The organism is Candidatus Cloacimonadota bacterium (assembly GCA_016932035.1).
Classification (GTDB): Bacteria; Cloacimonadota; Cloacimonadia; order JGIOTU-2; family JGIOTU-2; genus Celaenobacter.
The window spans coordinates 55,924-79,640 of sequence record JAFGDR010000031.1; the positions used below are offsets into that span (position 1 = coordinate 55,924).

The window sequence follows — 23,717 nt, forward strand, 5'->3', positions numbered from 1 at the left end:
TTTAAGACCTTAGAACTTCAATTACTTTTTCAACTAATGAGTCTGGGGTGAATGGTTTTTGTATGAAATTTGTTCCGGGCTCAAGAACACCTCGATTACGGATTTCTTCCCCCGTATAGCCGGACATGAATAGAATTTTCAAATCAGGCTTTTTTTCATGCATCTTTGCTGCTAATTCCCTTCCATTCATCTCTGGCATAATTACGTCTGTAAGCATCAGGTCAATAGAACCATCGAAATTCTTGGCTACTTCAAGCGCATTGATGCCATTGTCGGCAGTAATAATTTTAAAACCTTCATCCTCAAGAATTTCTGTAACGAGATCTTGCACCATTTCTTGATCTTCTACCAGTAAAATAGTATGCTGTTTTTGTTCAATAGAATATTCTGGCTCGATTTTTGTCGTTGTTTCAGAAACGGGAGCTTCGATTTCTTCTTGCTCAACCAGCGGAAGATAAATCCTAAATGTTGTACCTTCTCCAAGCGAGCTGTCGACTTCAACACCACCATCACTTTGTTTAACAATACCATATACTGTTGCAAGTCCAAGACCTGTTCCTTTGCCGACTTTTTTTGTTGTAAAGAAAGGTTCGAATATTCGAACGATCGTCTCCTTGCTCATCCCGGTGCCGGTATCGGAGACCTCTATAACGACATATTCTCCGGGATTAAGAGCTTCGGTTTGAGTTGATTCAAGTTTTGTTGTTAAAGTTTTTGAAAAAGCCTTTATCGTGAGTTTTCCACCATTCTGCATTGCATCTCTTGCGTTTACAGCAAGATTCATAAGAATTTGATCTATTTGATTGCTGTCAGCTTTTATATAGAGATTTTCTTGAAGATCGGTTTGAAATATGATATCCTCACCAATCAAACGTTGAAGCATGTCGTGAACATCATTGATAACAGTTGATACATTCAACACTTTGGGCTCAATGATTTGCTGTCTGCTGAATGTAAGAAGCTGGCTTGTAAGTGAAGCAGCTCTTCCACCAGCTTTTCGTATTTCCTTAAGGTCATTATATATTGGATCGGATTCATTCAGCTTACGCATAAGCAGGTCACAGCGACCATTGATAGCAGTGAGAAGATTGTTAAAGTCATGAGCAACTCCACCAGCAAGCACACCGATTGTTTCCATCTTTTGTTTTTGGCGAAGCTTTTCCTCACTTTCTTTTAATTCTTGTTGAAGTTGTTTTGACTCAGTTATATCCTCACATAACGTAACAACCGCTATAGGGAAATCTTCAGCATTACGAACTACATCTGAGATAAGACGAACTGGAAAAGGTTCACCATCTTTCTTAATGTTCGTGCTTTCTCTGGTCATTCCTCGCCATTCTATGACCTGGTCGATCTTCCAGGGCTGCAATTTCTTTCTTGTAGCATAGATACGAACATCTTTTCCAATCAATTCATCAGGATCCCAGCCATGCATATGTGCATCTGCAGGATTTGTATAGATGATCTCGCCTTTTATATTTGTGATTGTAACCCCGAGCTTCATTGTTTCAATTGCTTTTTTCAGTTGAAGATATTCTTCTTCTTTTGTAATGTCTGTTTTATCAATTTGAATCATTAGGACATTCTCTCTAAAAAAAAGGTTGAAATCTATTCTTTGATAAGAACAATTTTACCGTATGATGTATAATTTTTATTTAAATAAATGTAAAGGTAAACTCCCGAAGGTATTTGAAAACCATTTACATCTAAGCAAGACCATGTAATAGCGCCTTTTTTATCAATATCATCTGGATAAAAAAATCTAATAAAGCGTCCCTTGATATCTAAAATAGTAAGAACAAAATCATTTATATGCTCAACTGGGACTGAGAAATGAACATTTTCTGTGAACGGATTTGGATATGTGCAAATATCGAAATCATTAAAACCATTGTGAGAAACACTGATTGGATAAGTGTGAAGTTGATAGGGATTTGTAGGTTCTCCTATTGTTATATTATCCTGGAATAAAAGACTTTCAGTACAGTCATATACCGAATCAGTGGGATCATTATAAATCTTAAAATAAATACAATCACAATTATCATTGCCAACAATGGTAAAATACCAGTATCCATCCCAGTAGGGAGGTGAAGCTACCTGCCATGCCGCAATAGAGCGACAGTCAGATTCACCACCAGGACCAAATGCTCCAGCCATATTGTTGCTTACACCACCTTCAAATATGTCACCATTAAATGTGATTTGAGCAATCAGGATCATTGAATACTGAGTTCCGGAGATGACATGCCAGTTTGGTGGATTCGATAGCAAGATTGTATTAAATAAGAGCAATATTATAAAAACAAAAATAATAATTCTTTTTAACATTAATCTCCTTTGATGCCAAGTAATGTGAATTAGGACAATTATTTCTATTCACATCGTAATGGATCATTAGATGAAGTAATAACGTAAAATTTTTTACTTAGTAATTTTGAAAAATCTGACCAAGAATTACTATCAACTTGAGCTATATGTGTTCCAGGAGTAGTTACTATATTTAGGGAGTTACCTGAATAGATATAATAAGATGAAACTCCATTGATTGGTGTCCATGAGATTGTTGGAATACCTGTTATTTCGTTTACGGTTATTAAAATGGAACTAGGTGTAGAAAGATTAGTTAAAAATATAATAGGATCTGCAGCTGTACCAATAGTAATACCATCCTGGAAAATAATATTTTCGAGACAGTTAAAGACACTGTCAGTATTAGAATCATATATTTTAAATGTTATAGTCTCATAATTTATGTTTCCAATAATATTAAAATACCAGTATCCATAGGCAGGGAAAGATTCTAACCATAAGGCAATCGAACGACAGTCAGATTCACCACCAGGTCCAAATGCTGCAGCTATATTGCAGGTATCTGAGCCAGTAAAAGGATTATGATCTAAAAAGATATCAGCAAAAACAACCATTGAATATTCGTTGCCAGAAATAGGTGCCCACTCAGGCGGCTCAGATATGAGAATAGATTTGTATGACAATAGAAAAGCGAGAAGAAGTAAGATAATTCTTTTCATTATTACAAGAAAAAAGAGGAAGAAAGCATGAACTTTCTTCCTCACAATATGTTATTTGATCATTAACATTTTTCTTACGACGGAGGAGGAATTCGATGTTAATTTGTAGAAGTAAATACCGTTAGAACATCGATGTCCATTATCATCACAACCATCCCAACTTGTAACATATTCTCCGGCATCCTTCGAGCCTGAAATCAATGTTTTTACCTTTTGACCGAGTATATTATAAATCGAAAGTTCGACAGACGTTGTTTGTGGAATGTAGTATTGGATACGAGTTGATTGATAGAAGGGATTTGGATGATTTCTATATAACATTAATGAGCTGTTTTCATGTTCGATTTTATCCAGGGTTATTTTGATAGGATTAGAGAATTTTCCAAGAATAATGTCATTCTGGAAATCTATGGTTTGATTGCTTATCAGGAACTCATCTGATTGACCATTAAAAGCCTGTAAGTGCAAAGATTCTGATTTTTTTCCAACAACAGTAAAGTACCAAACATTTTCAAGATATGTCCCTATGGAGTGACATGCACCATTCTCATCAAAGATACCAACTGATAGAGAAGATGGATCATAATCATTTTCTAAGTCTATTAGAGCTATCATGTTTTTGTCACAACCAGAAAGAACCTGCCAGTTCAAGGCATTATTAGATGAAGGTGATGATAAAACTTCTTTTGTTTGCTCAGCAATAGGATAGGTGAGTGTGTCAGCATTATCCATATTGATCTTATAAGTTGCGCCGGGAACCATTGTTACCAGGTCACCTGCCCAGGAACCGTTAACGTTTATTGCTGATTTAGACTGAGTTTTAACCGCCAACGCACTTGTTCCAAGACTTGTAAGGGCATCATCTAGAGTTAACTCAACGTTAGGATAGTATCCAACCCAATTCCAGTTGTATGCTAGAGCAGAATCATATTCTAAAGGAAGATAATTTGTTTCTGGATTAATGAGATGACCGGTAACGGTGAAGGGATCAACAGGATTGAGCATATTAAGAAGATAACCATCGCCATCTGTGATGTTTAAGAGTGTGCCAACCCATATCCCTGGCGGATCCGTATATGTTGCAGATTGTGTTTGGTTCTTAATCTGGAATCCATTGCCACCTAGAGGAGAAAGTACAGCATCAAGAGATGTGTCATCAGGATGGACATTGAATGAAATCCAATTCCACTCTGCTGTAAGAGAGAAATTCTGATCTACATCTTTTTGGGCTACAACATTGAGTTGAGAATGTGTGCAATCCATGAAAATTAAAGTTTCATAACAATCATAGATAACATCCGTTTCGGTATCATATACTTTAAAACTTATAGTGTCTGTACCGGAATTATTATTACTTACCATTGTCAAGTACCAGTAACCCTCAAGATCGTAAAAACCTTCCCAGAGAGGATGGTTGCCTTCTTGCCATGTGGCAATTCCACGACAGTCAGGAGTACCGCCAGAACCAAAAGCACCAAACTGATTACTGGCATCATTAATCAAATAGTCACCGTCTAATGAAGTAGTTACATAAGCAACCATTGTATATTGTGTCCCGGGTATTACCTCCCAATTTAAAAGCGTAATGTCCACAGTTGTTGTATCATTTGCAATAACTTCTACATCACTGATCGAAACAGTTGTATAATCATCAAGTGAAGCCGTAACATCATATGTTCCGTTTTCGAGAAGTATTTCGTAGTAACCTGTTGCATCAGGATTTACAGTAAGCGTATCAGAAGAAACCTCTACATTTGTAACAAGCCCAGCACCATCCTTAAGCGTTATGGTGCCTGTAATCCAGCCATCATATTTAATAAGAAGAAGAAAGAAATCATTACCTGTGTTTTGATGCCCGGAAACAACGACAACATCTGTAATTGTGGAATCTTGATAACCTGCTTTTGTGGCAAGTACATCATATGTGCCTTGTGGTAATTCAATAAAATATTCATAATATAAAATTGAGCCAGAGTAAGGATCATAAACTGGATAAGGATGCGTGCTTTGATCTCCAGCTGAAACAAGAACCTCAGTTACATCTCCGAGACCTTCAAGATCAACACGCCCAAGGATTTCACCGGGAAGTATTTCATTTAATGTGATATCGATACCTGTCGTAACCTGACCGAGTAATACATTAACTCCAGTTACGGGATTTGTAGAATAACCGTCTAATATAGCAGTAACTGTATAAGTTCCAGGAGCAAGATTGATAAGATATTCTCCAGAAGCATCAGGATATACAGTCTCGCCACCTGCAGTAACTGCTACATTCTGTAGATTTCCTGTTCCGCCCTGCAGTGTGATAGTTCCACCAATACCGGATTGAAGGAACGGGAGTGCTCCCATATCTGCTCTTGTTTCATCAGGATCAGGTGGGGAAGCAGGATCACCTGTATTAATACATGGAGATTTTGTTGAATCATGAACAGGAAAGTTAGCCCAGGTTATTTGAAAATCGTTGTTCATAGCATCCTGGAAAAGAGGATTTACGGCAATACAACCGGTTCCAAAATATGATTGACCAGTTCCATTCATAATGTCCGAATACGTAGCATCAATACTGCTTCCAGCTTCTACATATATGCCATTATTTGCATTGTTCCATAAAATACAATTAACAAGAGTAGCATCAGAATTATACAGCACAGCAAGAGCCGATCCGTTTTGATAAGCGAGATTATTGCTTATTGTTGTATTTTGTATTTCAGGGAGGGAGTTATTATAGCAGGATATGCCAGCCCCATTCCACTGGGTTGTGTTTCCGTATATTTGTGACCATTTTATTGAAGGACTTGAATTAAAGCAGTTTATACCAGCACCGTCATAGGTAGAAGTATTATCAAAAATCAACACTTCTGTAAGAACTGGATCAGAATTATAAAGATATAACCCACCTCCCGCACCGCTTGCTATGTTATCAGAAATGATAACATCGTCTATCACAATATCCGATTCGTACAGGTAGAGTGCCCCGCCGTTACTTATGGCTGTATTTTGAGTGATCGTTGAATGTTGGATGAGTATATCTGATGAATTATAACAGTATAGTGCACCACCACGATAATCAGGAGAAATACCTGTTGCTTTTCCGTTTTCTATATCACAATACACGATCTTTGAGCTGTCCTGCCCGTTTGTGTTTGTGTCTATGAATCTCAAGCCATGCCATCCTGTAGCAGGTGTTTGTGCAGAAAAAGTGATCGTATTTCCAAGAATACCTTCTGCTAATAATCGTCCATAGATGATAAACTTATAATGTCCTGAAAATTCTACTGAAACACCAGGATCGATCGTAAGCTCATTGCCTAAAGGTATTTGAATTTCACCATCAACAATATAGGGACTACCTGCAAGACTCCAAGTTCCACTTACATTACCAGCAGGAATATGAGTTTGAGCTACAACAGAAATAGAAAAAAGAAGTAAGAAACAAAGCAAAAGACCAATTTTTTTCATTGTATCCTCCATAATAGTTTTTTTCTTTTCATTGATAACCTTCTTTTTTAGGTTTTAATAAAAATTTTTATAAATTTATATAGCAATTTTTGTGCTGATAATTAGAATATAAATGAATTATCTGAATAAAAATATTTGCAGAATTGCGTAACGTAACTGTGAGATGTGACTTAAAAGATTGAATGCAATATTAATTCAATGCATTAGACAAAAATATTCATTTGAGAAATTTTGACAAAATGCTGAATTTATTCCGCAGTTTGTGTAGTTTATTCTACACTTTGAAGAAATTTTATCCACCTCTCATTTTAGCTCCTTATGGGCTAACCTGTACAATCTTCACTCCCTCGCTATCAATGAGTAAGGTATAACTTCCAGAGTAAGTGAGTGAAGACGCTTCGGTTGTCATGTAATAATATCCAAGTATATATGGCGTCGTAATTGATGAAACATCGATAGCCATCAATCCAATTTCTGAATCTGAAATATAAGCATAGCCATCATAAGTATAAACTCCCGTAACGAATCCGCCAGTATTGACTTCAGAAACATAAGTGGGAGTTGCCGGTGTTAAAACATCAATAATAATAAGACCACTTTCACCATCAGCTATATAGGCATAGTTATTTTGAACAAAAACATCTTTGGCTATGGTTGTCGGATAGGTAGAGAGAAGAGATGGGTTATAGGGATCAGAGATATCAAAAATAGCTATTCCATCCAAGCCTTGAGCAACATAGGCATATGTTCCATTAACAAAAATACCTTGAGCAGAGCCACCAGTAGGAACATTTGTCACGAAATCAGGGGTGGAATTTGAAATGAAGAAAACGGTCAATCCATTATTGCCGTCAGCAATATATCCAAAATCTCCAACAACTGAAATATCATATGGAATTCCCGATGTCTGACTGCTTCCTGTAACGATAGGATTTGTTGGAGTGCTAATATCGACTCGGGATATCAAGCCTGGAGCAGTTGTTCCGCTGTGACTTGTTACATATAAAAAATCATTTTCGATATCAGCGGAGATAACCCGATCCTCGAAATCTGTCATTGTGTGTTCGACATAAGGACTTTCAGGATTCCCATAATATATGATCTGAAGACCAGAATAGTTATCCGGTACATAGGCATACCAGGCAAGCGTAGCAATGTCTTGAGCAACACCTGGAGTATTTAAATCACCAACAAGATTCAAAAGAATATTCATTGACTCTTCATTACTGTTCGACGACGTAAATGTCCCTGAATAGGCTTTAACACGATATGAGAATGTGCCGCATGGTTCTGTTATATTATCGATAAAAAATGTTGTATTACTATCAACAGTACTATAGTTAAGAGTCCAGTCTTTACCGCCGATCTTTTTATCGATATGGAAACCAACTTCACCCTCACTATTATCCTGCCAGGTAAGCTTTATCTTGTTATCATCGAGTTTTTGAAGTACAAGATTGGAAGGTGCAAGAAATGTTGGTGTATAAGAATTTTCTGTGTAATCTGATGTTGATGTGCCAATAAATGCCTTTGCACGATAATAGACTTCTTCAAAAAGAATTACATCGTCAGTAAAAGAAGTAGCATTCGCAGTGAGCGTCCTGTATTTACTCGACCAGCTCCCAGTCCCGATTTTCTTGTCGACATAATAGCCTTCTTCACCAACACAATGATCCTTCCAGGCTACTTCGACACGGGTTTGGGTTTTCTGGTTAATGACAAGATCGGTTGGATCACAATATGATGAAAGAAAAGCGATTATCTCTGAATAGGGAGATGACTCACCAGTTGATTTATTATAAAATTTCACCTTATATGCATAAACAAGGCTGTCATTGGTTGGAATATTATCAAGAAATGTGAAAAACTGTGTTGAGATATTTTCGTAACTATCATTCCATGTTCCAGTTCCAACCTTTTTGCCGATCACAAAATAGAGGGTATCGGAATCAGCATGTTCCGGTATTTTGTAGGTCCATGTAATTTCAATTCTGCCCTCTTCAGTTTTTTTGATCTTCATATTAGAAGGAGCATCAGTAAGGTCGGGATCAGTAATTTTTAGATCACAACTTGTGATGAAGAGGAAAAGACCCGTCAAAAACACCAACAAAAGGAGATATAAATACTTATTTATTTTTTGTGTCATCGGTTTCCTCAATATTAAAAAGTTTTTTTGCATCCTCGTTCTCGATACGATGTTCTTCTATCTTTTGCTGAGTATTTAATGCTTCATTTCTTCTCTCATGTGTTGATTTCGATATCTCAGCCTTAATGATAACAATCATTTCTCGAATGTTCGTTTCACGTCTGTTCGAACCGGTAAGGTATCTGATACCCAAAACCCACCAGGGAAGATCCTTTAAAATTGGAATTCCAACTCGGCTTATTGTTTCATCTGTGTCATAAAGACCGCCGATGACTGTTTCTTCACCGTCATAGAGGAGAACTTCAGTATCCGATTCACTCTTATTAATGATTGTACTGAGCTCACCCGGTGTTGCAGAACTTTTTTGAACACTTGCAACAAGATGGATTGCTTCTCCATTTTCATCATCGACAACAGTAGGGGTAACAGTCATGATTACACCGGTCTCGAAGAATTCATCACTGATATTTCCTGCTTCGTCTTTCTTCTTAACAGAGAAGTCCTGGCCAACCTGTATTTGCCCTTGCTTGCCAGAAATAACAATAAGAGTTGGACGTGCGATAACCGTACCGACCTGATGTGATTCCAGTATACTGAAGAGAGTATTGATATCTATCGTAACATCACCGGATTCAAGTTTTGTGGCAGCGCTTGCATTAAAGACATCTTCAGCAACACTACTTCCTGAAAAGTTGATTGCAGCAACTACTTTACCATTAAAGAGAGTTGACCAATCAATCCCAATACTATTAAGTATTGATTTATCAGCTTTGAAAAAGATAGATGATATCTTTACCTGCTTCGTACTCGGAGTGATTTCAGGTCCTTCGGCAGCTTCTTCTTCGAGCTCTGTCATGTCATTTATAACATACGAGCCGGGAAGGTCCTCGAGTATGAGATCATTAAAGTTGATGATAAGAAATAGCGCATTCTTCCAATATACTTCTTTGATAGGAATACCTATTTCGCCCGTGAACTTGCTCAAATTAACGATCTTTTTCCCTTCATATTGAATGGACATGACTTCAAGGGCACGAACCGCTTCATAGAAGGGAGTCTCTCGACCCATTGAAACAAGTTCCTTATATGAGAATTCATCTTCCACCCACTGTGCTTCTAACAATGAAGTACAGAGTAATGTGAATAAAAGTAAGAGAATTATTTTTTTCATAATTCATTACCTTGTAAATACATTTTAACTTCTTGGTTAATACCAATTCGATTAATATTAAATACAGCACATTGCTGTTTCCAGTTTATATAATTTAAATATCCGTAAGCAACCCTTGAGCCGGGGATAAGAGTAACGATCATACCATTAATATCTCTTAAAAAGACCTTATCCGGTGTTAATCCAATCAGAAGAGATGTATTGATGTTGATATATTTATCTTCTTCTGAACGATCGAAAGGAGCATGAATGCGCGAATAGAATGGATTATATGGAAGAGAAGAATAACTGAAACTTCTAAAAGGTATTTCTGAAATGGAAGTGCCGGTCTTCTTGTCATAAAAAACACTGAGTTTCATAGAAAAGTCCACTGTATCTTTAAGGGCAACAGATGTTTCTGATAGTCTAACCGATTCTATGATATAAAGAGGTGCCTGGTATTCAATTTGATAGATAAAGAAATGAAGTGATTCTATATTTGCCGTGCCATTTAATGTATAAGAATTAAAAGGAAGATCATTCTTTTTTCCGCCCTGTACAACCTTGAAATCAAAATTGAGATCTGGTGCAAAGGTTTCTGTAATATCTATCAGATATTGATATGATTGGCTTGGATTGTCATTTTTTAAGATTATCTTGTTATCTTCAAGTGCTTTCTTTTTCATCTCATCAAGTGAAGCTATGATTTCATCAGTTTTATCAAGGTCCGGATTCGTTCTCTTGAGCTGATCAAGGGTCTGTTGATTATCATGATAGGTTTTTTCGATTTTCTCAAGCCGTTTAACCGATTGAGAGTTCGAGAGCAAGCCACCGATAAAAACGAGGATCAAGAGAACTGCAAGGATGATCGTATTTCTTATAGCATATGACATATCATTAATCCTTTAACTCAATTGCTTTTATCTGTGCAATATCAGCAAGGTGATGATGAGGATAGACAGAGATCAGTTCATTCCAGTAGTAGAGGGCTTGATCGTTGTTTCCAAGCTCAGCATGAGCGTTTCCAAGCATCATTAATGCATCGGGTTTTTTTACATCTTGTTTTTCCAGAACAATTTCAAAGATGGTTATTGCTTCAGGCAGGTTATCCATTTGATACTGGGCTTCACCCATATAATACTGCGCATTCGAAGCAAGATCATGATCGGGATATTTCTTCATGAAATCATAGAAACCATCGTATGATGCCTGGTAATCTTCAGAAAAATATTTTTCAAGTATCGAAGCATATTCAGACCGAATTTCCTCTTGAATATCTATGATCTTTGCATTATCTTCCTGAGATGATGGGTTTGTGACAGGTGCTTCAGTGATCCAGAAGTCATAATAAGAATTTAACGCTCTGCTTATTTCCTTGCCAAGAGAAAACGCTTTGTCTCGAGAAAATGAGCCATCGACCCTCAATCTATATATAACCCCCGAACTCGTAGAGATAGGTATAATTTTTGTTGGGTATCCTGCTGCATTCAATTTTTTCTGCTCATTGAGGATATTATCATAGTTGCCATCAGCATAGAGCTGTATATCAAAAAGTTCTGATGATTGATTTTCAACAGTATCATTAATAGAGCTGTTTTCAATTGGTTTGGTCGGGCCAAGTTGTGCAAGTTTCTTTTCTGCGATGGATGCAAGTCTGTTTTGGGGATATTCATTTACAATCCTTGTCCAATAGATCTTAGCTTGATCGAGATTGTTTTTTTGAGAACACGCATTTCCAAGCATCATCAGAGCATCCGGTGTTTTAAGGCCCCCTTGTTTGATAACTGTTTCAAACACCAAAATTGCCTGATCAACATCCTTCATTTGATAGAGACATTCACCCATAAGATAACTAGCATTGTTCGTATATTTGCTATCAGGAAATTCAAGAAGAAATTCTTTGAACTGATTATAAGCGTTCTGATAATTACCTGAGAAATATAGCTGCGCGATTTCATTATAACGAGCACTGGATGTAACGGGTTTCACTAGCTGAGTTGCAGTATTCACTTTTGGTTTTTCAGCAGGTTTGAAAGAATCTATTTGAACCTGAGGAGAAGAAAGCTGTTCGGTATCTTTGATAAACTCGATGCCCGGTTCACTCTCTTTTTTTAGCTTAGCTACTTCAATAGGATCAGGATAACCATATGTTATATCATATTGCCATATTGCGATGTTCTGTATCGTGTTTTCAATTACTTTTTCGATAATTCCATCAGGGAATAGATTGGAGAATGGTATTACATTTCTCTTTCTCGTTGTGTAACCGCTTATTTTAAAATTTTTATCCTGTGTATTAAAGGATGTTATCCAGCTGATTTTATTATCTTTGAAAGCGTTTGATAGGACGTTCAAGATATAGTACCACTGGTTTTTAGTACCAACGAGTTTATCTACTTTTTTAAGATTTTCCTGCAGAGCGTCTATCTCTTTTTTTACCTGCTGGAGTTTTACAACAATGGAACGGTTTCTCCTTAACTCTATCTCTATCTGGCTATTTTCACGGCTGATCTCAATAATATCTTTTTTAATGTCGAGATTCTTAAACGTAGCAGAAAAAGCGACATAGAAAATCGCAGCCATGACAAGAAATCCATGCCACTCTATCTTGAAGGGTTTCTGGCTTTCAATTATTTTTGGAGGAAGAAGGTTGCATGTATAGAAGTTCTTGTTCCTTCCCTCCAACGATTTCCAGGCTAGGGATATAGGTATGCAATAATCAGCGATTCTTTCTGGGGGAAATGCTGCTTCTTTTGCTGATGGAATATGAAGCTTATCAAGTGATATGCGTGTAATATTTGCTCCAGAATTTATCTGGTTACGGAAGTATTGTACATCATCATCCTTAGACATTTCACCGGCAAGGATAACATTTCTAGTTATGTTTACATTTGAAGTGTCCTGTTCGAGAATAATCTTCGAATAGATAACTTGACGCATACGATCGAGATCGGATTCAGGAACGATCAAAGGGAAACTTTTCACATATTGATTTCCCTTCATTATAATCCCGAATTTAGAATCTATGCCGATATAAATTAAGAGCACATAATCATCTTCATTAAATTCATAGTTATTCCGCACAAGGTTCATAAGCGAAACCTCTATAGGCTCAATATAACTAAAATAAAATCTCTTTTTGTATATAAGCGGATTAATTTCTTGAAGAGCTTGAAGAATATCATTTCGGCCCTTTTCCACAAAAGCAAGAAGAGAATTATCTCCATTTCTAATAAAATCAAAATTATAATTTTTGTTCTTTTGTTCTTCTTTTGAAAGGATCTCATCGCGTATGAGCTTTTTTATCTTTGACCGGGAATGTGATTGTGTAAAGGTCTCGCTGAATTGTGTGTATGAGACATTCTCTTCGAGAGCATTCATAGAAAGACGGCAAGAGTCGAGAGGAAAATGAGATATTAATTTTTGAAATTCCTGTTTTCCGGTCATGACCGGTTCAGCTTCTTCAGCAGGTTCATATTCGGATTCCTCTAGTTCTGCAAGATCAGGAATTTTAAAATCCTCAGAAAAATCTGCAAGATCTGCAATTGGCTCTGTCGCTTCTTGATCTATTGAAGTTGCACCTTGATCTGGAGGAGTTACTTCAAGTGGATAAAGGGGGAGTGATAAAGTTGTCTCAGATAGTTCGGTGAGACTTATTTTCCCATTGACAACCGTGAGTTGTGCAACTTTAATGGTCATCCCATCTTGATAAATACCAATCGCTGTTTTTCCGTTTTTACTTAATTTCATTCTTTTATCATGAATAGGTCAGGAGCTGCTCCATTCTTTTTCTATTATTTGAATAATTTAGAGCAACGTCTTTAGAGATTTCACCTTTTTTATAAATATTGAAAAGGTCCTGTTCGAGTGTGATCATACCATACTTCTTACCTTCGGTTATCATCTGGTATATTTCATTAATATTTTGATTTCGAATAGCTGCCTTTACAGATGGTGTAACCGAAAGTATCTCTTTAACTAGACTGCGTTTACCACCTATGTTTGGAACAAGTTTTTGAGAAATGATGACTGAAAGAGTATCAGCAAGTCGGAGTCTAATTCTCTCTTGCTCACGAGTCGGGAATTCACCGATAATTCTATGAATACTGTCAACCGCAGAGCTTGTATGAAGTGTTGAAAAAGCTTTATGTCCACTGTCAGTTGCTTCGAGAACTCGAGCGATCGTGTCCGGATCTCTCATCTCACCGACGATGATGATATCGGGGTCTTGACGAAGAGATTGGACAACACCATTTTTAAAGGATAAAACATCCTCACCTACTTCTCTATGCCGGAGTATGCATCTATCTGATTTATGAACATATTCGATCGGGGCACCAAGTATAATGATATGTGCATCATTATTATGATTATTCATATCAACAATTGAATCCAATGTGCTGCTTTTTCCTGAACCAGTTATACCGGTTACAAGAATCAAGCCTGATTTCTCGAACTGGAGATCCATCCTCTGGATGATAGGAGCCGGAAAACCAAGAGATTCAATTTTATAAAGATTTTGATTGATACGCCTGAAGTTACCGACCAGTACATTGCTTTCGTAATAGATATCACTTCTAAAACGACTTTGACGTTCACCTTCTTCAAGAACCATCCCAACAGAAAGGTCAACGTTCTTATCCTTAAAAAGAAGAACTTTCTGGTCATCAGAAAGGACGCTTAACAATATAGCAGTTACCTCATCATTGGTATAATGTGGCATATCATCACACGGCGACTTTTTTCCATATGTTCTGTACCAAACGTTATTATTTGAGCCCGGACCACCGATATCGAGGTCGGAAGCATCTATTTCACGCATGTATTTGAGAAGTTTACGCAGATGTTCATATGCTTCTTCACGCCATGCAGCGTTGTATGTAATGATCTTATTTATGTTTTGGAAACGGCTTGTACCGGTGAGATATTCAGGCAAACCAACAAGCATTTCCGGTGTAAATGATAAACCCATAGCTGTCCTGCCTAAGTTTTATTGATTTTGGTTATCATATTCATATACAATCTTTTAGAAAGGATAAATTATTTCTCGCCGGTAACGAGCTTGAGCATGACGATTCGTTGAATAGACTTTCGCCATTTAGTGAAGAGACAATTAATAAGATTGATCATGAATCGTTTCATAAGACGTTCACCCTTATATGCGAAGAAATCAAGGAGTTTTTTCCTTTCAAAAAAGCGAATTACACATGCAGTTTCAGAACGAAGGGCAGTAAAGGCAGAGCTTGCAAGAATAAAATTTTCTTCAGCCCAACTGTCATTCTTGCGGAGGTAGTCAACTGTAGTATTACTCAACCAAACCGACACTTCTCCTGAGTCAACAAGAACGATTGAGTTGGCGTTTTCGTTTTCGAGTGTGATGGTCTGACCAGCTTCGTATTTTTTTATCCTTCCAAGCGCGAGGAAATCAGCCTTTTCTTCCTGTGTAAAACCATTAAGAATAGCCGGCTCATTCTTTGTGCCTTCTGCTCCCGGTTCAAATGCCTTTTGCAGCGGACCATATAAGTCCTCACCGTATTGCAGACCTTTTTTAACTGCTTCGAGGAGTTCTTCTGCATTGATGGGTTTTGATAAATATTGAAACGCACCGGCATGAACCGCTTTTACGGCACCTTCAATACTCGAAAAACCAGTTGTAATAATGATTACTGCAAGAGGTTGTTTCTTTTTGATGCGCTTCATCGTTTCTAGTCCATCCATACGAGGCATGACCATATCGACCAGGTATAGGTCGAAGTCATCATAGTTCATCTTATCGAGACCATCCTGACCATCAACTGCGAGCGTGACTTTGTAACCTTCTTCTTCTAGGAATTCCTTGCAGAGCTCTCTGATGCTATCCTCGTCATCGATGATTAAAATGTGTTTTTGCATAAAACTATCCTGCTATATTATTTATTTCGTGCTTTTTTTATCAGGGGCAATCGTTTAAGCTCCTGCAACCGAGCAAGGATGCCATTGATCTTATTAATTGCTTCGGTTATTTGATTGCTTGATTTATGAAGTTTCTCATCATCATACTGGCTTGCAGCCTTTTTTACCCTGCTCAATGAAAGAGATATGATGCTAAGTGGATTATTGATATCATGATCGATACCCGCCAATGATGCAGAAACCCTTACAACCTCCTCATAATCAGATAATGCTTTTTCATCAGATACGATCTTATCTTCTTTATCTTTAAGGAACTCTTCTTGATTTTTCAGCTTGTCATTTGCTTCGAGGACCTTAAGTGAGAGTTTTCTTACCATATCACTTATATAACTTGAGATAAATGCGATAACAGTAAACAGACCGGTATATGAGATAAGAAAAATGGTTTGTGTTGCAGCATTTGCTTCATATGGTTGACCATTAACAGGAGCTAGCCATCCGAAGTTGTACATGAGGATAAGAAGAAGCAGACTTAAGCTTCCGATCATAGCAGCAATGAAACCACCAGCTTTTTCGATCGACAAACTCGCAGTTACAACAGCAACAAGGAATATCCATACGAAAGAACTATTTAATCCACCAGTAAGATGAACGACAATTGTACCGAATATAATATCAAGCACGATCTGTGCAGCCCCGATAAGATTGTTTGATGTTATAATCTGAAGATGAAACAATATGTTGAGCACGCTAATACCAAGAAAAGCACCTACGAATGCCACAATTGGAAAAGTTTGTTGTATCATACCAATGCGAAGCAGACCAATTGCAAACAATATGAGCACAATGAACCAGCGAATTTTAAGCCACCAGGAAAACATCAATTTTTCCGAGTCTAATAATCTTATTTGTTCCATATGTCTATCCTTTTATGCTTTTTATTCTTCATTCCATTCGACAATTTTTAAGGTTATTGATATTGGTAGCGCTTCAAGAGCATCCTGAATTGCATCAACATCAAAAGATACAACAGCATGAGCACCCAGAGATGCATCATCAATAACATATACAGCACCAGTGATATCAGAATGAGCCCCAAGAGAAAGTTCTCCAAATACGACAAGGATACCCTCGAACACTATTTGAGCAGTAGCATTAAAATCTCCGTTTACGATAAGAATTCCAGCACCCGACCAATAGGATTGAACCCTCAAATCATTATTCATCCACGTAAGACTATCGGGCATAGGTTCGTTGTTGGCAGGAACTTCAATATATGATCCAAGAGAAATGCATTCATCTTTAACTTCCTGCTCTGTTAAGCCAAAGGTTTCTTCGAAATCGAAGGTGGAGTCTTCAATAACAATTCCATCAACTACAGCTTTTGCCTTAACTGTAATTGAACCCCCAGTGACAATGGCTGCTGTGATGTTAGAAACAACACCTTCTCCTGTGAAAAAGGCAAATTTCGCAGAACTATGATGACTTTTTATAGAGCCAAGCACATCATAACTGACCCATGAGTCTATCTTAATTTTACCATCACTCAATGTGGCATAAGATAGACTATCTATGGTGCCATCCATAATGGCGAGGGAGGTGAATCCTTCGATGTATCCATGAGTACTATCAGCAAAACTTACTTTACCTTGCAAGAGTTGTTTAATACCATACTGAACTGCATAGTTAGCCAGAGAACGAGCTTGTATCCCTGCCTCATCATCTGTAACTATTTCAGGAACGACTTCGCTCTTCTTGTTACCTATAACAACAATTGTAATCGCTATTGCAATAAGTATAATGACAATGATCAATATAACTCTATTCATTTTATCATGTTATGGTTGCCAATATATTATTTCAACATCTTCAAGGGTAGTATCGCCGATTTCTTCTTCTTCATCAACCTCATCTTCGTCTATTTCTTCGTCGTCTACCTCTTCTGGTTCAGGGAGTCCAGGATCAGGAGTTACGGTTGGTTCAGAACAGGTAATCTCTATCCACCAGTGACCTTTTGATTGGTTCCAGTTTCCACCATGAGTATTTCTTAGATTAACAGTCATGTCATCAGACCAAAAAGTATATGTTGTATTTGTCGAGAGAGAGATGTTGGTTTCATTAACGGTTATTGAGTTTCCACCTGTTTTAACACGCATTCGTATTTCAGAAGCAGATCCACTATACGTATATGAAGAACCATAGGAGTTCAAAGTATTCCTGTCGATCTGACCACTTGGTGTTTGCATCTGGAATCGTTTTGATGAATTATTGGTCGGATTAATATTTAGGTCAGCTTCCATTGAAAATGTTGGAGTTTCTGGTTCTTCTTCAACATCGAGTTCTTCTTCCTGTTCTCCACCAGAGTATGATACAAGAATCGAGGCAAAACTGGTATGGTCATTTTCGTTGCCATATTCATCTTCGCTGACATGGGCAGAGATGTCAACCTGTACAACATAAGAACCAGTGACTGCAGGTGTATCATCACTTGAGTCATCAATATCGGGAATAGGATCTATCCAACCAGTGTTGGCAGTAATAGTACCACTGCCCGTTATTGTAATTGTATTGGCAACAAGAATACCGCTGATACTTCCAGAACCGGTAATTGATGCGTCTGCGTTCGGAGCATAAAGAGCACGCACATATGCATTAGCAGCACCATTTACATCGATCGTTGAGCCGCCACATATTATGTGACCGGTAATGCCACCCGAACCACCAATTCTCAAATTAGCATTCTCAATATAAATTGACCCATTATATTCAGTTGCACCTGCCAAATCGAGATCAGTTGCACCTGAGTAATACATGTGTACCTTACTCGCATCTCCGCTAGTATTGATCACACTACTTCCTGTGAGGGAGAATGTGTTTTCTACATAAAGAATTAAGTTTCCAGTGCCCTGTAATTCAATATGTCCTTGACCGATACTAAGACTGCCCACAACTATTCTTCTCGTACCAGAACCAACATCAATTGTAATTGTTCTGTTTCCCGAAGCACTGATTGAAGAGTAATAACCATCTTCATCGATAAGATATTCACCAGATGGTGGTCCAGCTGTGCTGAAAGAACCACGATTTGTCAACTCAGGGAAGTCGGGATAATCTGGAAGAGGATAGCTTCGGGCTGAAGGTAGATCTGTAATAGTACCTGTTATATTATCTTCGGGGACTCTCCCCCAACCTTGGGAATCTATTACATCATTATAATCTGCTCCAGGACCGACATAGAAATCTCCTTCAACAACGGTACTCCACGCAAAGGTGACACTATTATTTGCCGTTGAATTTGTTCCAGTTGTTCCATTTATTCTCGCACTACCAGTAAGCGTAATATCCCCATTTGCAAAGATCATATCAAGAGAAGGAATGGTTGTTCCTTCCTCTTGTTCCTCTTCCTCATCTTCTTCGTCTCCACCTCCCCCTTCCACACTTTGCGTGTCTCCAAATTCATAGGTGATCATATCGATGCTGCCATCTAATGCAGGAACTTCAAAGAAGGCAAAATGATAGGAACCACTTTCGTTATCAAAAATAGAAGTATTGGTTTCTATAATTTGCTCATTTAGCACTTGCCTGATTGCCCATTTGAGAGCATAAGATCCAAGATTTATAAGTTCAGAATGCACTTCATTAGATGCAATTTTTTCTGGTATGACATCTGCCTTACGTTCTACAGAAAGAGTCACAGAGGCGATAACAACGATTACCGCGAGAAGCAATGCCATAATTAAGACTGCTTTGCCCATTGGCACCTCCTGGTAAAAAGTTTAATATTACCATCAATAAACAATGTAAATTGCCTTTTTGTCAATACATTTCTATTTATTATCATCAGTTATAAATATAGATTTTTGAAATATTTCCAGATTTGAATTCTGTGTCTAATATATCTTTTATCAATATCATCTCTATACGTGTCGTATTCAAACTCCATTGTCATTTGTACATAGCGAACAAGGGAGTCAGCAGGATTTGGATTATCATTTACATCGTAATATATAAATTGAACCCCGTAATCTGAAAGCCCGAAGGGTCCGAGAATCGGATCAGGATTGCCGTCAACATAAACAGAAAGCTGCTTCGACCCAGCCACATTTTCTTGACCCATATTTACCAGATGTCTGGTTCCTCCGACACTGTCAGCATACGAGTATGTAAAGAGTGTGTCTTGCGCAGCAATAACTGCCGAATCTGCGACGCCAGCACCAACGAGAGAAAGATATGTTTCAACGACAGAAACAACATCTTCAGATATTTCGACAAGCTCTATCTGTTGGGAAGTATTAACGCCAATTGCATGAATATTGATAATACAAGCCACCATGGTCAGAATGAAAATTCCACCGATGATCGTTGCACCGATTGCTTCTAATACTGTAATCATAATTAATAATAAAGGTCCACAAAAACTTTGCTTATTGGTGATTGAGGCATTCCAATCCAGAGCGTATCACCATCCGGATGCAATGTCCATGTATTAATATCAACACGGACGAATTCCGGTGATGCAGTAGTTGTATCTACCCCTGTTCGGGTGCAGGGGGATGTTACTATATTTATATGATAAACCTGGTCAGAAACCGAAAGGGAGTCTGAACGATTATCGTAAGTAGATTCCAAGGCATCAAAAGAGAGGAGTTCTCCAAGAATTTTTGATTCTATTTCCTGAAAATATTTATCAACAACCTTTTGTCCATTGAGAAGATACATTCCTTTGTATGCGAGATCTGCTTGGTCATATAGACTATTATAAGTTGTAAGGTAAATGGTTGAAAAGAGAACCATTGCTAGGAGGATGAGGAAGATCTGCCCGTATGTCATATTTAACCTTCTGATGTTGCATAGGACACTTCAGAAACAGAAGTAAGTCCTTTTCGGATTCTATCCAGACCTGAGTCAAGCAACGAAAGCATGCCCTGGCCTTCTGCGATTTTACGAATCTTTTCTTCGTCAATTTCTTCACCTGACTCCATGATCACTTTTCGAATCTCGTCAGTAAAATAGAGGGCTTCGCAAATATTAACACGCCCCTTATAGCCGTTCATGCACTTCTTACATCCAGGACCAGCTTCATAGACGAGTCCCTTTTTAAGATCATCTTCAGTAAGACCAAGTTCAAGAGCGCCTTTATATTTATCCCTGGAAAGAGGTCTTCTGCATTCAGGACAGAGTCTTCTTACGAGACGCTGAGCAATAATGATATTGACTGCATAGGCAAGCAGGAAAGTCTCTACACCCATTTTATATAATCGGGAAATAGCACTTGGAGCATCGTTTGTATGGAGTGTAGAAAAAGTCAGATGTCCGGTATTTGCAAGTTTTACAGCAACATCTGCAGTGATCTTATCTCTTATCTCACCAACCATGACGATATCAGGATCGTGTCTGAGGATAGAACGAATTGCCTGATCAAATGACATCTTTGCACTTATTTTTAACTGACGTGCACCTTTTATAACATACTCGACAGGATCTTCACATGTGAGCACGTTTCGAGAGGGATCGATCACATGGTGAAGGGCAGCCATCAAGGTTGTGCTTTTTCCACTTCCGGTTGGACCGGTAAGAAGAATGATACCCTTTGATTTGTTTACTGCTTTTAAGAAATCTGATTCTGCTTGTTTTTGTAAACCAAGTTTTGCAAGGTCTGTGATAACGTTTCTGTCATCGATAACACGGATGACGATACTTTCGAACCTTCGTTCATATTCAGATGATATGATTGGGAGAACAGATACACGAAAACGGATCAGGTGTCCATCGACAACTCGTTGAGCAAAACCATCCTGTGCATTATCTCTTTCGAATCGGTCGATACCATTTGTTCTGTCCTTAACAACTGCAGCTATTGCTTCTGGTGAGGTCTTTTCCTGCCTATGCCATTGATGAAGCTTGCCATCTACACGAAAGAGGAAATCAACATTCGAGCGCTGAAAGGGGATGATATGAATATCACTTGCACCTTTTCGAACAGCTTCTATAAGACTTCCCTCGAAAAGGTTTACGAGAAGGCTTTTATTGATTTCTTCATCTAAAGCATATTCGTCTACACCCTCTGCCTTTCCTTCTTCTTTAACTTCTTCCATCTGCTCGCCTGCCTCACTGAGAAGTTCAAGGAATTCATTTTTTTGAGGGGCAATGATCTTGATCAATTCCTCAATGGTAGTGAGTGAGCAGTATGCGACTTCATATTTTTTGAATTCAGTATTGAGGGGTATTTTTTCTACAATTTTATCTGTTGGGTCAGCTGCAAGTATGATGAGCGTTGTACGCCTTCCTTGCGCAAGTTGGTAAGGTAAGACCTTCTTATAAAGCAACTCTCTTTTAAGATTTTCAGGAAATTTTGAAAGGATCTCGCGTGTTTGGCTTATTTGTGCCTGATCTAATTTATCGACATTAATGTCAACTTTCCTGAATGCATAGAGATCAGCCAGAAGACCATAAACATCATCGTGCTTGACCTTCAGGTCAGTTACAAGGATATCTTCCAGACGTCGTGGATTATACGGATCCTCATCTGCTTGGATGATAAGAGCCTTATTCAAAGTATCTTTATCAATGATTGCTTTATCGACCAGCAGCTTACCTAATCTTGATTTTCCTAACATATACTTTTTCCTTAATCTTTTACATGCCCGGTGTTTTTGGTGATACAGTAGCGATTTCCGCAGATACAACAGTGAGAGCAGTTATAACAATACCGATAAATGCACCAATCAATGTTTGAATGGACTGTATAAGATTCTGCATTTTGTATGTTGTTTCTTTTTCATAGAATTTTGCGATTTGTTGAGCGGCCGTAAGAACATTACCCGTTTCCGAACCGGTTTTAAATCTGCTTAATGTTGTATGATTGAAAACCTTTGCAGCTGATAGTGCAGGGACAAGTGACATACCTTCTTTCAACATAAGAGGGATGGTGATTTCTTTTATATTCTTTTCCATATATGCATTTCTACAAGCTTCTGCAGCAGCCTGGATCGTCTCAATGTTATTCTCTGCACCAGAATAGATAGCTGCAAAAACGCGGCAAAATATTTCAATGCTCGATTTATGAAGAAGTTTTCCAACGATGGGAAGCTTTATAATCGTCCTATCACGCCACACACGACCATCAGGTGTACGCCACCATATAACAAGTCCGATTATCGGAATAATTACCAATAATGCCATCCACCACCAGTTTGCTGCAAAGAAATCACTCATCTGCAGTGTTGCTGCAGTCATAGGCGGCACCTCAACACCCGATTTGATGAAAAGCTCGGCGGTCGTGGGGAAAATTGAAATAATGTAGTAGAGCACAGCTGCAATCATGGCAAGAACAGTAAACATTGGTGTCATCAATGCCTGGCGGAGGCTTTTTTTATATTCCATATCCCTTTCCATGAACTTCGCAGTTGCATCATATACCTCAGACATATTACCGCTTTTTGTTGCAAGACCCAACATATAAGCTGGAAATTTGCCGAACACATCTGCGTAACGGTTAAAAACTTCTGTTCCTTCCTTTCCTTTTTTAAGCTCTCCTTCAATTTTCTTAAGTGTTGATCTCAATGTAGGATTAGTTTCCTCTTCAGCAAGCATGCGGAGAATTTTATCATAGCTCATCTGTTCCTTAAGAAGAAATGAACTTAAGTTTACGAACATCAGGATATTGGCAAATGATGGTTTCGACTGAAAATCAAAGAGGACAGGTTCGATCTTTGCGTTTGAATATCCAATACGAGAAAGTGCTTGAATGAGTTCAATTTTGGAAAAAGCTGCCTGTTTTCCCTTTACCCTCTTACCACTTGGCAGTTTAATCCTGTAAATGAAATTCCGTTTTGGATCAATTTTATTTACTGTAATATTTTGTTTGAGTTCGATGTCACGGATAAGTTTTTTCGCGCTTGTGGAGTTACTCGCAAGAACGACGCCTTGAACGGGCGAGTCAACTTGGTTAATTCCCGTATAGCGAAATTCTTTAAGCATGTTTTAAGGGAGTAAAATCAGGGAGGTATAATAAAAACTTATACCTCCCAATAAT

General features: G+C 38.0%; 17 protein-coding genes. All 17 read right to left on the minus strand.

The genetic code is table 11. The annotated features are described in order from the left end of the window. Nucleotide 1 precedes the first annotated feature (1 nt). The 17 genes from JW794_05190 to JW794_05270 all read right to left on the minus strand — a co-directional run bounded on the left by JW794_05190 (nucleotide 2) and on the right by JW794_05270 (nucleotide 23,662). Complete coding sequence (locus JW794_05190) at nucleotides 2-1,576, minus strand: response regulator (GenBank protein ID MBN2017505.1); 1,575 nt, start codon at nucleotides 1,574-1,576, stop codon at nucleotides 2-4. Between the two features lie 32 nt (nucleotides 1,577-1,608). Next, nucleotides 1,609-2,331, minus strand: a complete 723-nt coding sequence (locus JW794_05195; protein MBN2017506.1) for a hypothetical protein — start codon at nucleotides 2,329-2,331, stop codon at nucleotides 1,609-1,611. A gap of 44 nt (nucleotides 2,332-2,375) precedes the next feature. After that, a complete protein-coding gene (locus tag JW794_05200) occupies nucleotides 2,376-3,032 on the minus strand; it encodes a hypothetical protein (protein MBN2017507.1) in 657 nt (218 codons plus the stop codon). A gap of 51 nt (nucleotides 3,033-3,083) precedes the next feature. After that, nucleotides 3,084-6,494, minus strand: coding sequence for a carboxypeptidase regulatory-like domain-containing protein (locus tag JW794_05205; GenBank protein ID MBN2017508.1), 3,411 nt, complete (start codon nucleotides 6,492-6,494; stop codon nucleotides 3,084-3,086). A 316-nt stretch (nucleotides 6,495-6,810) separates the two neighbouring features. Then, nucleotides 6,811-8,640 (minus strand): hypothetical protein, encoded by a 1,830-nt coding sequence (locus JW794_05210; GenBank protein ID MBN2017509.1) that lies wholly within the window; start codon nucleotides 8,638-8,640, stop codon nucleotides 6,811-6,813. After that, nucleotides 8,621-9,811 carry a type II and III secretion system protein gene (locus JW794_05215; GenBank protein ID MBN2017510.1) on the minus strand — a complete coding sequence of 397 codons (1,191 nt, stop codon included), beginning with the start codon at nucleotides 9,809-9,811 and terminating at the stop codon, nucleotides 8,621-8,623. Before JW794_05215 ends, JW794_05210 begins: the two co-directional genes overlap by 20 nt. Further along, nucleotides 9,808-10,683, minus strand: coding sequence for a hypothetical protein (locus JW794_05220; protein ID MBN2017511.1), 876 nt, complete (start codon nucleotides 10,681-10,683; stop codon nucleotides 9,808-9,810). Before JW794_05220 ends, JW794_05215 begins: the two co-directional genes overlap by 4 nt. A gap of 4 nt (nucleotides 10,684-10,687) precedes the next feature. Beyond that, complete coding sequence (locus JW794_05225; GenBank protein MBN2017512.1) at nucleotides 10,688-13,540, minus strand: tetratricopeptide repeat protein; 2,853 nt, start codon at nucleotides 13,538-13,540, stop codon at nucleotides 10,688-10,690. Between the two features lie 7 nt (nucleotides 13,541-13,547). Further along, the gene (tadA, locus tag JW794_05230; protein ID MBN2017513.1) at nucleotides 13,548-14,762 is read right to left on the minus strand and encodes a Flp pilus assembly complex ATPase component TadA; all 1,215 of its coding nucleotides are present in this window, start codon (nucleotides 14,760-14,762) and stop codon (nucleotides 13,548-13,550) included. Nucleotides 14,763-14,830: 68 nt separating this feature from the next. After that, nucleotides 14,831-15,682, minus strand: a complete 852-nt coding sequence (locus JW794_05235; protein ID MBN2017514.1) for a response regulator — start codon at nucleotides 15,680-15,682, stop codon at nucleotides 14,831-14,833. 17 nt (nucleotides 15,683-15,699) lie between these two features. Continuing rightward, nucleotides 15,700-16,599 (minus strand): histidine kinase, encoded by a 900-nt coding sequence (locus JW794_05240; GenBank protein MBN2017515.1) that lies wholly within the window; start codon nucleotides 16,597-16,599, stop codon nucleotides 15,700-15,702. Nucleotides 16,600-16,620: 21 nt separating this feature from the next. Continuing rightward, on the minus strand, nucleotides 16,621-17,511 hold the full coding sequence (locus tag JW794_05245; GenBank protein MBN2017516.1) for a hypothetical protein: 891 nt from the start codon (nucleotides 17,509-17,511) through the stop codon (nucleotides 16,621-16,623). A 9-nt stretch (nucleotides 17,512-17,520) separates the two neighbouring features. Further along, nucleotides 17,521-19,437 (minus strand): hypothetical protein, encoded by a 1,917-nt coding sequence (locus JW794_05250; GenBank protein MBN2017517.1) that lies wholly within the window; start codon nucleotides 19,435-19,437, stop codon nucleotides 17,521-17,523. Between the two features lie 89 nt (nucleotides 19,438-19,526). Then, entirely contained in the window at nucleotides 19,527-20,075 is a 549-nt protein-coding gene (locus tag JW794_05255) for a hypothetical protein (GenBank protein ID MBN2017518.1), read from the minus strand. Nucleotides 20,076-20,077: 2 nt separating this feature from the next. Further along, a complete protein-coding gene (locus JW794_05260) occupies nucleotides 20,078-20,512 on the minus strand; it encodes a hypothetical protein (protein MBN2017519.1) in 435 nt (144 codons plus the stop codon). A gap of 2 nt (nucleotides 20,513-20,514) precedes the next feature. Next, on the minus strand, nucleotides 20,515-22,299 hold the full coding sequence (locus tag JW794_05265) for a type II/IV secretion system protein (GenBank protein MBN2017520.1): 1,785 nt from the start codon (nucleotides 22,297-22,299) through the stop codon (nucleotides 20,515-20,517). Nucleotides 22,300-22,318: 19 nt separating this feature from the next. Next, nucleotides 22,319-23,662 carry a type II secretion system F family protein gene (locus tag JW794_05270; protein ID MBN2017521.1) on the minus strand — a complete coding sequence of 448 codons (1,344 nt, stop codon included), beginning with the start codon at nucleotides 23,660-23,662 and terminating at the stop codon, nucleotides 22,319-22,321. Between the last annotated feature and the right edge of the window lie 55 nt (nucleotides 23,663-23,717).